Genomic DNA, 12,389 nt, shown 5'->3' on the forward strand with positions numbered 1-12,389 from the left:
GAATAAGCAACGCAATAACCCTTAAAATGTACTTTTTCATAATAAAAAATTTATAGATAGATATACTTGTAAGGCAATTACAATGCCAAAGGGCTTAACATGATAATGTAACGGTTTATTGTTAGCAAGAATTGGGTAAGCCTGCGATAATTTTGTTATATATAATTAAGGTATTATTGGATATTTATTTTTCAGATCTGCTCATCAAACGGGCAATTAAAACATACAGTGCGCCCAAGCCCCAAATTACAGGCAAAAGTATAAGCGCGTTAAGCATAACCTGTGCATAACCTGATTTTTCCGCATTTAGGAAAGGGTATGGGTAATCTCCGGAAATGGCCCCACGGATAAGCACGTATATAAAATAAATAAGAGGGAACCATAACCATGGCAAAACATCCCTGTATTTTAGGCCGGCCTTGGGTACAAAGGCAAACCAGTATATTATAAATAATATAGGGTTAACCACATGCAGCAGTTCATTGGCCAGTTTAAAAAGGCCCTCCATGTGCCATAGATTACGCAATACAATATTATAAATAAGCGCTACAATGGTAATATAAAGTGCGATGCTGGTTAATACCGTCCTCTTTAAGAAAAAATGCCCCAATGCCGATGTTGGCGCTATTAATATTATGGTTAAACAAACAACCATCAGCAGGTTACTTAATATGGTATAGTAGCTGTATAACTGCACAAGTGTACTGCAAAGAGAGCGGCCGGCTGCCAGGTATGCGGGTATGGAAATACTGAATTGAAGAACAAGAGCAAACCAGGTAACTATTATAACTAAGGCGGTATATGCCCACTTTATTTTTGAGGCTTGTTGAAGATCAGCTGTGTTTTCCATTAATAATGTTTAGTGTAATAAAATTACAGAAAAACATTATATTTAAGTGCCGTTAAAAAACATATTTTAGTAAGGACATTTGATTTTAAACCTCTTTGATTTTTCCTAATTAGTTATGCCACAGTTTTGCGGTATTTAGATATAATAGTGTGTATGCCCCGCAATAAACTTGTAGTTATAATTTATGTATTCATCTTATGCTTTTTAAATGTTAATATATCTTTTGCACAGGCGCCAAATATTAGTTATCCTGCACATCCTGTTTATACTATTAATTCACCTATTCCTACTTTAATCCCTAATAATTCGGGGGGAGCAGTGCCTGCTACCATTTATGGAGAGGTGAGTACATTTGCAGGCGGCCGTGCCCCGGTTACCTATGATAGTCAGGGTACGGATGCTGGTTTCAACTTGCCATCGGGCATTGTGGCTGCTAATAATGGCATTGTTTACGTTACTGATTTTGGCAGCGGGGCAATCAGAAAAATCACACCTAACGCATTGGTAACTACTATAGCACATGTTAATTCCGCATCAGGCATAGTAGCAGATAACCAGGAAAATTTGTTTATAACCGATTTTCAGGATAATAAAATATTTAAAATAAACACTGCCGGCATTACATCTGTTTTTGCAGGAACCGGTGCTTCAGGCGCTGTTAACGGGCCGGCTAATATAGCAACATTTCATAATCCGGGAGGGATCGCTATTGATGCATCAGGCAACCTTTATGTGGCTGATCAACAAAATAATATGATCAGGGAAATAACCTCCGCTGGCGTTGTATCAACCTTTGCAGGGAGCGGTGCGGCCGGGATACAAAACGGCCCTGCTTTATCTGCAAAGTTTAATAGTCCTGATGGCGTAGCGGTTGACGGTCTTGGAAATGTATATGTGGCCGATACTAAAAATAGTTTGATCAGGAAAATAACCCCTGTAGGCGTAGTATCCATAGTTGTCGGAACAGGATCACCCGGCATGGCTGATGGCGCATCAGGTTCAGCGAGCTTTAATTATCCAACTTCAGTAATTGTTGACGCTCAACAAAATTTATATATAGCTGATTACAAGAATAATAAAATCAGGAAAATAGCTCCTGACGGCATTGTTTCAACAATTGCAGGTAATAACACACCTGGCAGCATTAATGGGATAGGTACAGCGGCGAGTTTTAACTATCCATTGGGACTGACTATTAACTCAGCAGGAGAGGTGTATATTACTGATGAAGTTAATTATTTAATAAGAAAATTATTGTTAACAGGCTACACCATTGATAAACCTTTGCCCCCTGGTTTAATTTTTGACCCTGAGACCGGTAAGATCAGCGGAACTCCAACTGAACTATCTCCTGCAACTGATTATACGGTTACTGCTTATAATGCAGACGGCACCAGCAGTACCATAGTAAATATCGAAGTAAAGGATAGCAGTGTTCCTCAAAACCCTGGTGTACAACCACCCAAAATAACATATCACACACCAAATACTTATACCATAAACACTGCTATTAGTACATTAAGCCCTAATCAGCTTGGTGGTGCTGTTCCTGCCGGCGTGTATGGAGATGTAACCACCTTTGCCGGCCTGGGCAGCCCCGGCACCAATACAGGTTTTAATGGGCCTGCGGGCGTTGTTACGGATAATGCCGGCAACTTATATGTATCTGACGCAAACCTTAACCTTATAAGGAAAGTAACTCCTGATGGCACGGTAACTACTTTGGCAGGTGGTGGTAATGGAGTGCCCGGCAACGCAGATGGAATAGGAACGCTGGCACGATTCAACAATCCGGGCCAGTTGGCTATTGATGCCGCGGGGAATATATATGTTGCAGATTCAGGCAATAACCTGATCAGGAAAATTACGCCCGATGCCACGGTAACTACTTATGCCGGTACCGGGCAGCAGGGATCAGATAACGGCCCGAGAAACCAGGCAAGCTTTTATCAGCCAACAGGCATAGTGATTGATGCTTCGGGTAATATTTTTGTCAGCGATCTAAGCGCGAGTCTGATCCGTAAAATTACACCCGCAGGTACAGTATCTGTTTTCGCAGGGGGATTTTTTTCCCCTGTGTTAGTTAATGGAAATGGCGCAAACGCATCTTTTTTTGGCCCATGGACCCTGGCAATAGATGCTGCCGGTAATTTGTATGTTGCTGATCACGGCAATGCTGCGGTCAGGAAAATAACGCCGGCAGCTGATGTTAGCACCTTTGCCGGCACAGGTCAGTCCGGCTCATCAAACGGTAACGGACAGGCCCTTTCAGCAAGTTTTACCAGACTTTTGTCGGTAGCGGTTGATGCTTCAGGCAACATTTATACAGGCGATGCCTATTCAATACGTAAAATAACGCCATCAGGTGCTATTTCAACCTTTGCCGGATCATTAAGCGGCTCAGGACTTGTTAACGGACCAAAAGAGAATGCTAAGTTTTATTCGATATTCGGGTTGACTTTTGATAAAGCAGGCAATTTATTTATTGCAGATAAAGCCAACAATGTTGTTAGAAAAATAGCATTGAGCGGTTATACTATTGATAAAGCTTTACCGGCCGGTTTAGTATTTGATGCTGCTACGGGCAATATAAGCGGAACTCCAACAGCGCTTTCACCAGCTACTGATTATACGGTTACGGCCTATAATGCCGGTGGAAGCAGCAGCACTATAGTAACTATTAAAGTAATTGCCTCACAAACTATAACCTTTGCTCCAATCCCTGATAAAACAGTTTGCGATATTGATTTTGATCCGGGAGCTACCGGTGGTTCACCAATAACCTATACCAGCAGTAACATGGCCGTTGCCACTATAGTGCAGGGAAAAGTACACATAACCGGCCCCGGAACAACAATTATAACCGCGTCAGATGGTACATTAACATCCCCCCAAACATTAACCGTAATTGCCGGGGTAACACCGTCGGTTACCATATCCCCCGTTACTTTTGATGAATGTTCAGGCATTGCTGTAACTTATACTGCAACACTCGTAAACGGTGGGCCTGCCCCACATTACCAGTGGAAAGTAAACGGCCAGAACAGCGGACCTGACAATGTTGAGTTTATTAGCAGTAATTTAAATAATAATGATAAAATAACATGTGTACTAACCAGCAGTGTTGCTTGTACAAGCAGCCCAACAGCAACCTCAAATGAGGCGATATTTACGCTCGATCCACCGGTTTCAACCGCTGTTTCTATCACATCTTCATTAAACGGCCCCGTTTGCGCAGGTACCGAAATTGTATTTAAAGCAACTCCTGATACACCTGATTCTAAACCTGGCTACCAATGGCAGGTTAACGGGAATAATGCAGGTACTAACAGTTCAATATTCAGCAGTAAAACCCTGGCCGACGGAGATATAGTTACCTGCATTTTAACCAGCACAGGTAAATGTTTAATTAACCCAGGCACATCTTCAAATGCCATAATAGTTAAACTTAGCGCCATAAGTCAGTGTGTTATAGTTATCCCTAATACGTTTACACCAAATGGCGATGGTATTAATGACTTTTGGAACATTACGGCATTACATGGTTATCCTAATTGCAGCATAACGGTTTTCACCCGCTACGGATCGGTAATTTATAAATCAACCGGGTACGTGAATGCCTGGGATGGCACCTGCAACGGAAGCGCCTTGCCGGTTGGTACTTATTATTATATACTTGATGTTAAAAACGGCAAAAAACCGCTTTCGGGCTATGTAACAATTTTGCGATAAATGGTTTTAATTCAATGTTATCCGGGCTATTTTAAGCATTGTAACTATTAATTAAAAAAATACATTGTAAAACATATTTTTTCAGCAACTTCTTTACATAGGTACTCGTAATAAGAATGTATGAAAGGATATGTGAATATACCGGGGTCAATTTATTGTAAGTTGTGTAAGGAGTGCGGCTCTCGCCCGGTGATAGCCCGGGTAGCAGATATTGGCTATGTTGTTAAGTGTTCAAATAGTGACGATCATTACCAAACCATGCCTGGTTTAATTGATATTGAGGACTGGAACCGCCATAATACCATAACATCTGCCTCTATAGATTTTAATATGCCTCAAAGACTCGCCTGGTAATTACCGCCTTTTTTGCTCTTAGCTGATGGGTTTTGATAAATTACATGCTATACGCTGTTTAAGTGACATTTATTTTTTATGTTTATTACCTTAAATTAACCTAAAAATGAGCACTCCCTTAAAATCGTCTTTTTCAAAACTAACCCGTATCAATTTCTGGATCATATTTTTTGCATTTGCTTTGCCGCAACTGTGTAATGCCCAAAGTAAAAGCAATCCCAATCAGCCTGTTTTTAATCATGCCGCCTTGTGTGCCAAAAACCTTAAAAAAACAGCAGATTTTTACCGCAATGTTATTCAACTGCAGGAAATACACCATCCCTTTAATGATACCGTACACGTTTGGCTAAAAATAGGCGAGGGACTTGCCCTGCATATTATACAGGGAGAATGCCCGACAACTGTACATGATATCGGAATTCATTTATGTTTCAGCGTTCCAAATTTGGATGCTTTTATACATCACCTGGATGAAATGAACATACCTTACGGTAACTGGACAGGGCAACCTAAAAAAATACAATTGAGGGCCGACGGTGTAAAACAGATCTATCTGCAGGACCCGGACGGCTTTTGGGTCGAAATAAACGACTCTAAATAATATTACAAGTTTTACAGCAATATATTGATGGGGGTGATAAAAAAGATAAAGCAATTTGTTGGGTTGGATGATCCTTCTGTAACACTTGAAAATAAGCTCTTTAATTCGGTATGCTTGTTTTTAACTGTTACCATGATAGCGGGCATTATAAGCAATTTCCTATTAGGTTTCTCGCTCTATTTAATACTAATTGAGCTGCTGATATGCGGAATGTGCGCGCTTATGTTTTACAGAAGCAGGTATGTACGCTATACTGAAAACATGGCGCTGGGCTTTGTTACTACCGGTATTATTTTATTGATACCCGGTTGGTTTCTTAATGGTGGCATTGAAGGCTCAAGCACCCAAATAGGCGTTTTTATGATTGTATTGATAATGATGCTGCTTAAACGCCAGTATCATTTTTATTATATAGGTGTTTTAATGGCGGTGTTTTATGGCTGCTATCTGTTAGAAAAACAGTTTCCCCAGTGGGTGGTACAACCCCAAAGCACCGGCCAGAAAGAAGCCGACCTTATATCATCTGCAATAAGCAACGTTTTAATGGCCGGCCTGCTGATAAGCTTCCTGAAAAGGAGCCATGAAAAAGATAAGAGTTCATTACTTGCAAAAAGCGAGGAGCTGCAATCATCACAAACAGCCTTATCAACAGCTAAAGACAGGGCCGAAGATGCAACGGTAGCCAAGTCGAACTTTTTGGCGAACATGAGCCACGAGATCCGCACGCCGTTAAACGGCATTATTGGCACCGCACAATTGCTGTCATTATCAGATTTGAACGATGGGCAGCGTGAGTTGCTCCAAACCCTGCAGTCGAGCAGTAATTTGCTCATCAACATTATCAGCGATATTCTTGATCTTTCAAAAATTGAAGCCGATAAGCTCACGCTTCATCCAAGGCCGGTTGATATCCGCAATTGTATAAAAACGGTACTTGAGATAAGCTACCCTGGCATATCGGTTCCGGGAAAAACCATTTCGTTAAATTATAATATTGATAACAACCTTGCCGCGTACCTTAAAATGGATGAAAGCAGGATCCAGCAGATATTGGTGAACTTAATTGGTAACGCGATTAAATTTACTGATGAAGGATCGGTATCGCTCAACATAACTGCCGTTAACCTTACCAGCGATGTGCAGGAAGTAACTTTTAGCGTTAAAGACACCGGCATAGGCATTAGCGAAGAAGCATTGTCACAATTGTTTAAACCATTTACACAGGTAAATACCACAGCTTTACGTAAGTACGGCGGCACTGGGCTGGGCTTATCCATCTGTAAAAAGCTGGTTGAAATGATGAATGGCAGGATCTGGGCCGAAAGCAGGGAGAACGAAGGTTCGGTTTTTAGCTTTAGCCTTCCTTTAAAAATTGTATCGATTGATATGCCCCAGGTTGAACCCGTTAATAAGCAGGCGGCTTATCAATACCGTCCGCTCAATATTTTGCTTGCCGAAGACAACAAGATGAACCAGCTGATTGCCCGTAAAACCTTCCAGAAGATAGGGCATGAAATTGATATTGCCGACAATGGCCGCATAGCCATTGACATGTTTGAGAAAAAACACTACGACCTTATTTTTATGGACATCCAGATGCCCGAAATGGATGGATTACAAGCAGCAAGCTACCTGTTAAGCAAATACCCGGAAACTTGTCCCCCCATTATTGCCATGACGGCCAATGTACTAAGCGAGGACGAGGAAAAATGCAAGCTTGCCGGTATGCTCGATTTTATAAGCAAACCTTTTACCATTGAGCGACTGGAAGATGTTATTTACAAATGGGCTTTTGAAGAGAAGCAAGAGTTGAGAAGCAAGAATCAAGAAGTCAAGAATCAAGAGCTTAGCAGTAAATAACTGGATATAGCGTTTTCAATGCTGCCGGCTAAGTCATTTAATCCTGGTTCATATTGTCTTTATTCTTAATTTCTTGCGTCTTGATTCTTGCTTCCTGACTTCTTGCATCTTTCCTTAATTAGTACCACAAAACTTGTAAATAATACCATTATTAATGGTGATATTGTACTTAGTTTTGGATCATGTTACAAAGCACACCGGTTTATGATATTTGCACCTTGTCTGATTTTAGGCAGGATGATATATTGGTAAGCCGTTTTGCGCCCTATCTTAATCATCATAAAAACCTGCATGCAGCCCACAGGCATACCTTTTACCATGTGGTATTTTTTACTGATGGGGCAGGCAGCCATACCATTGATTTTGAAAACTTTGTTGTAAAGCCAAATCAAATTTATTTTATGATCCCCGGCCAGGTACATTCCTGGAGCTTTGAAGGTTTTACAGACGGATACATCATTAACTTTTCCGATTCCTTTTTTCAGTCGTTTTTATTGAATGCCTCTTATTTGGAAAAATTCCCCTTTTTTAGTGGTGATGTTAACGATGCTGTAATTAATTTACCCCAAGACCTTCATCCGCAAATAAAAAACCTGTTTGAAGAAATAATTAAAGAGTGGGAAAGTTCGCCCATGCAAACCACCGACCTGATGCGGGTTTTAATGCTGCAGGTATTTATTTTAATTAACCGCTTTAGTGCAGGTGGGGTCAACAAAGGGCCGGCATCATACAATCAAACCCTATTAAAAAACTTTCAGAAGCTTATTGAGGTACATTATAAAAACCTTAAGCTGCCGAAAGATTATGCAGGGTTGCTATACATCACCCCAAATCATTTAAACGCTATTTGTAAAGACCTGCTGGGTTTACAGGCCGGTGAGCTGATCAGGAACCGCACAATGCTGGAAGCCAAGCGGATGCTTACCAACCAGCAATTAACTATTACCGAAATTGCATTTGAGCTTAATTTTAGTGATAACTCCTATTTTACCAAGTTTTTTAAAAAGACCGAAGGAGTTACCCCCGAAGAATTCAGAAAAAATATATTAAATCAAAATCATCATGGATAACCAGGAAAAAGGCTTGCCAATGTGGCCGGCAGTAGTACACGGCAAATGTCCGCGTTGCCGCAGGGGGGATATGTTTGCAACCCCAATGTACGGCTTTAAATTGCAGGTAATGAATAAAACCTGTCCGCATTGCGGGATGGTTTATGAACGCGAGCCGGGTTATTTTTATGTGGCAATGCTGGTTAGCTACGCCATGTTTGTTGCCGAAATGGTAACTATGGCTGTTGCCATCCATGTTTTAACAGGCAGCAGTAACCCCTGGTTGTATGTGATTATCATATTATCGGTAGGTGTTGTCTTGTCGCCATTTAATTTCAGGTATTCAAGAATAATACTGTTGCACTGGCTTACGCCGGGTTTGCACTACCAACCGGAACTGAGTGGCGATGGGAAATAAGATGCAAGAAATCAAGAGGACAAGAATCAAGATAAAAAGAATGTGCGAATGTGCAGATATGCGGATGTGCAGATGAAAAAGGTATGAGGATATGTAGGCTATTAAGTCTTTTTACTTGGTTCCTCTTGACTTGTAGCCTGCTTCTTGCTTCTTGTCCTCTTGATTCTTGACTCTTGCAATCTTGCTTCTTTCCTCCGTTTTAACATCAATTAACATAACTTTCATTCCAATTTCATATTTGGCGCGTACCTTGCCTCAATAAATTATTGACGATGAACAGAGCGCCCATAACAAACTGGATCCACTTTAACAATATACTTTATATTGGCGATGAAGCGAAGGCTTGCTTAAGGATAATTGAAAAATTCAATAGCTGCCTGCTTGAAATAGAACGAACCTATGCTACGTGGTTCTATCGCCGCAGCGCCGAAAATAAGCCAGCCCATCATGATAAGCTGCAATATCATATCCATTATCATTTTGAAGGCGGGATAGCGGTTTTTAAGTTTAAGAGTAAGGATACGCTCCCCGTTATTATCCGTAACGAATGCTTCAGGGCCTGTAAAAATTTGGCCGCTGATCAGCTTTATTACCTTTCCTGAGAGGGTTTTACGCCAATGCATGGCGCATAGTTGACTCACCCGACGACGCTACGCTGGCCGACCTCTCTTCGCCTGCGGCGGAAAGAGGTAAATAAAAATAAAAACATTTCCTCAGCCCTCTTTACGCGCAGCGAAGAGAGGGCAGGTCGAGCGAAGCAATGACCGGGTGAGTAAACTCTGCGCGCGATGTTAACGCAATTGCAAACCGACACACCATTATTACCCTTCCCTTTTGCCAATTCACCATTAATTACCATTCCCGCCATGGACTATTGACCATCGACTATGGACTTCCACCCCCATGCTAAAATACGGCTACAACTTGCCAATTTATTGTTAATAAAGCTTAAACAGGCTGCTTATTTTTATCCTGCGTTAAATTATCTTAATTTTCGTTTTATTAATATTAAACCATCTTGCGCATGCCGTGTAAATTCATGTTAAATAAAATAGCTTCAGTTATATTTTTGTGTTCGATATGCTGCGCAGGTGAGGTATCGGCACAGCAAAAGGACTACCCTATTCAGCCCGTTCCGTTTACGCAGGTACATGTTAACGATGGTTTTTGGGAGCCCAAAATGGAGGTTAATGCAAACGTTACCATCCCCTATGTGCTGGCGCAATGCAAGGCCAATGGCCGGGTTGATAATTTCCTTCGCGCAGCAAAACTACTGGATGGCGATAAGCTGAGCGAGTTCCCTTTTGACGATACAGATATTTATAAGGTGATTGAAGGCGCGTCATATGCCATGCAGGTAAAAAGCAACCCTAAGCTTGATAAATATATTGATACCCTGATAGGCATTATTGGCGCAGCACAGGAGAAAGATGGCTACCTGTACACCTTCCGCACGGTAAATGCTAAAAAACCGCACGAGTGGATCGGCGCCAAACGTTGGCAGAATGAAGAGATCCTGAGTCATGAATTGTATGATGCCGGGCACCTGTACGAAGCTGCTGTGGCGCATTACCAGGCTACCGGCAAACGCACTTTATTAAATATCGCCATAAAAAATGCCGACCTGCTTACCCGTACTTTTGGGTATGGAAAGATAGAAGAATACCCCGGTCACCAGATTGTGGAGATAGGTTTGGCTAAGCTATACCGCGTTACGGGCAACAAAAAATACCTTGATCTGGCTAAGTTCTTTCTTGATGTACGCGGCCCTAAAGGTGAAGCCTATAACCAGGCAGATAAAAGAGTAGTTGACCAGCATGAAGCCGAAGGGCATGCCGTACGCGCCGCCTACATGTACACCGGCATGGCCGATGTTGCGGCTCTAACCGGCAACCAGCAATACCTGCACGCTATTGACGATATCTGGAATGATGTGGTGGATAAAAAACTGTACATAACAGGGGGCATAGGTGCAACCAATGCAGGCGAGGCTTTTGGCGATGCTTACCAGCTTCCCAATATGTCTGCTTATGCCGAAACCTGTGCTGCCATTGCCAACGTGTATTGGAACAGTCGTATGTTTTTGCTGCATGGTGATGCCAAGTATATTGATATTTTAGAACGCACTTTATATAACGGACTGCTCTCGGGCGTATCGCTAAGCGGCAACCGTTTCTTTTATCCCAATGTGTTATCGTCTATGAGTCAGAACCAGCGCAGTGCATGGTTTAGCTGCGCCTGCTGTATTAGTAACATGACGCGCTTTTTACCTTCCGTACCCGGCTATGTTTATGCGGATGATAAAAACGACCTGTATGTGAACCTTTTTATGAGCAACAGCAGCGATATTATGCTTACCACCGGCAAGGTGAACATCGTCCAAACTACTGATTACCCATGGAAAGGCAAGGTTGATCTTACCCTTAATCCCGCAAAAAGCAGCGCCTTTACTTTAAGAGTGCGCATCCCGGGCTGGGCATTGGCAAAACCTGTTCCGGGTGGACTGTACACCTTTATGGATCAAAACCCCGCCCCGGTTACCATCAGCATAAATGGCAAAGCGCTTGCCTATCAAACTGAAAAAGGCTATGCCGTAATTACCCGCAAATGGAAAAAAGGCGATGTAGTTACCATGAACCTGCCAATGGAAACCGAAAAGGTGATCGCCAATAAATTGGTTAAGGCTGATGTTAACCGCTTTGCTTTTCAGCGCGGCCCCATTGTATATTGCCTGGAAGGCCCGGATAACCGCGACAGCACCGTGCAAAACATCACCGTAAATAAAATGGCCGTTAGCAATGCCTTATACAAGTCCGAAATGCTAAATGGTGTGGAAATAATTACCGCCCAGGGCAAAAGCAGCAAACGCCAGCTAAATACCGACCAGCTGCTTGAAACCGACCAAAGTGTTACCGCCATCCCGTATTATGCCTGGGCAAACCGCGGCCCGAGTGAAATGACCGTTTGGATCCCTTACGAAGCATCGGCCTCCATGCCAAAACCTGCGCCAACCATTGCCAGCACCAGCAAGGTATCAGGCTCCATAAAAAACAAAAGGATGCTGAAGGCGCTGAACGATCAGTACGATCCGCAGGACTCCAAAGACGCCAGTATGCCTTACCTGCACTGGTGGCCAAAGCAAAACACAGCAGAATATGTTCAGTATGATTTTGACCAGCCGCATACCGTTTCCGAATCAAAAGTTTACTGGTTTGACGATGGTCCATGGGGCGGTTGCCGTATCCCGGCATCCTACAAACTCTTTTACAAAAAAGGGGAGGAATGGGTGCCAGTAAAGGCTACAACGCCTTATGTAATTAGTAAGGATGCCTACAACGTTTTGAATTTTGAACCTGTTGAAACTACCGCGCTTAAAATGGAGGTGCAATTGCCGGTGGATAATTCAGCAGGGATACATGAGTGGAGTGTGAAGTAATGAGGTGATTAGTTCCAACTTGTCATTGCGAGCGATAGCGTGGCAACCGCGAACTTTACAGGGCGAATAGATAGGTGTACAACCTGCAA

9 protein-coding genes are annotated in these 12,389 nt (G+C 42.4%); 8 read left to right on the plus strand and 1 reads right to left on the minus strand.

The window, feature by feature from the left end; translation table 11 throughout:
• Positions 1 to 184: 184 nt before the first annotated feature.
• Complete coding sequence (locus BUE31_RS17930; protein WP_073405212.1) at positions 185 to 850, minus strand: Pr6Pr family membrane protein; 666 nt, start codon at positions 848 to 850, stop codon at positions 185 to 187.
• A gap of 153 nt (positions 851 to 1,003) precedes the next feature.
• On the opposite strand from BUE31_RS17930, the gene BUE31_RS17935 reads away from it, so the two are divergent.
• From BUE31_RS17935 to BUE31_RS17970, 8 genes are all read left to right on the plus strand, one after another.
• Positions 1,004 to 4,582, plus strand: a complete 3,579-nt coding sequence (locus BUE31_RS17935; protein ID WP_073405213.1) for an NHL domain-containing protein — start codon at positions 1,004 to 1,006, stop codon at positions 4,580 to 4,582.
• Between the two features lie 120 nt (positions 4,583 to 4,702).
• Complete coding sequence (locus BUE31_RS17940; RefSeq protein WP_073405214.1) at positions 4,703 to 4,936, plus strand: hypothetical protein; 234 nt, start codon at positions 4,703 to 4,705, stop codon at positions 4,934 to 4,936.
• 106 nt (positions 4,937 to 5,042) lie between these two features.
• On the plus strand, positions 5,043 to 5,537 hold the full coding sequence (locus BUE31_RS17945; RefSeq protein ID WP_083620075.1) for a VOC family protein: 495 nt from the start codon (positions 5,043 to 5,045) through the stop codon (positions 5,535 to 5,537).
• A gap of 27 nt (positions 5,538 to 5,564) precedes the next feature.
• Positions 5,565 to 7,397 (plus strand): ATP-binding protein, encoded by a 1,833-nt coding sequence (locus BUE31_RS17950; protein ID WP_073405215.1) that lies wholly within the window; start codon positions 5,565 to 5,567, stop codon positions 7,395 to 7,397.
• A 182-nt stretch (positions 7,398 to 7,579) separates the two neighbouring features.
• Complete coding sequence (locus BUE31_RS17955) at positions 7,580 to 8,467, plus strand: AraC family transcriptional regulator (protein WP_073405216.1); 888 nt, start codon at positions 7,580 to 7,582, stop codon at positions 8,465 to 8,467.
• Complete coding sequence (locus tag BUE31_RS17960; RefSeq protein ID WP_083620077.1) at positions 8,460 to 8,864, plus strand: DUF983 domain-containing protein; 405 nt, start codon at positions 8,460 to 8,462, stop codon at positions 8,862 to 8,864. The genes BUE31_RS17955 and BUE31_RS17960 overlap by 8 nt, the downstream gene beginning before the upstream one ends.
• 272 nt (positions 8,865 to 9,136) lie before the next feature.
• Positions 9,137 to 9,466, plus strand: a complete 330-nt coding sequence (locus BUE31_RS17965; RefSeq protein ID WP_073405217.1) for a hypothetical protein — start codon at positions 9,137 to 9,139, stop codon at positions 9,464 to 9,466.
• Positions 9,467 to 9,903: 437 nt separating this feature from the next.
• Complete coding sequence (locus tag BUE31_RS17970) at positions 9,904 to 12,300, plus strand: glycoside hydrolase family 127 protein (protein WP_073405218.1); 2,397 nt, start codon at positions 9,904 to 9,906, stop codon at positions 12,298 to 12,300.
• Positions 12,301 to 12,389 lie beyond the last annotated feature (89 nt).

Origin of the sequence: Mucilaginibacter sp. OK098, from assembly GCF_900142915.1 — a bacterium.
GTDB lineage: Bacteria > Bacteroidota > Bacteroidia > Sphingobacteriales > Sphingobacteriaceae > Mucilaginibacter.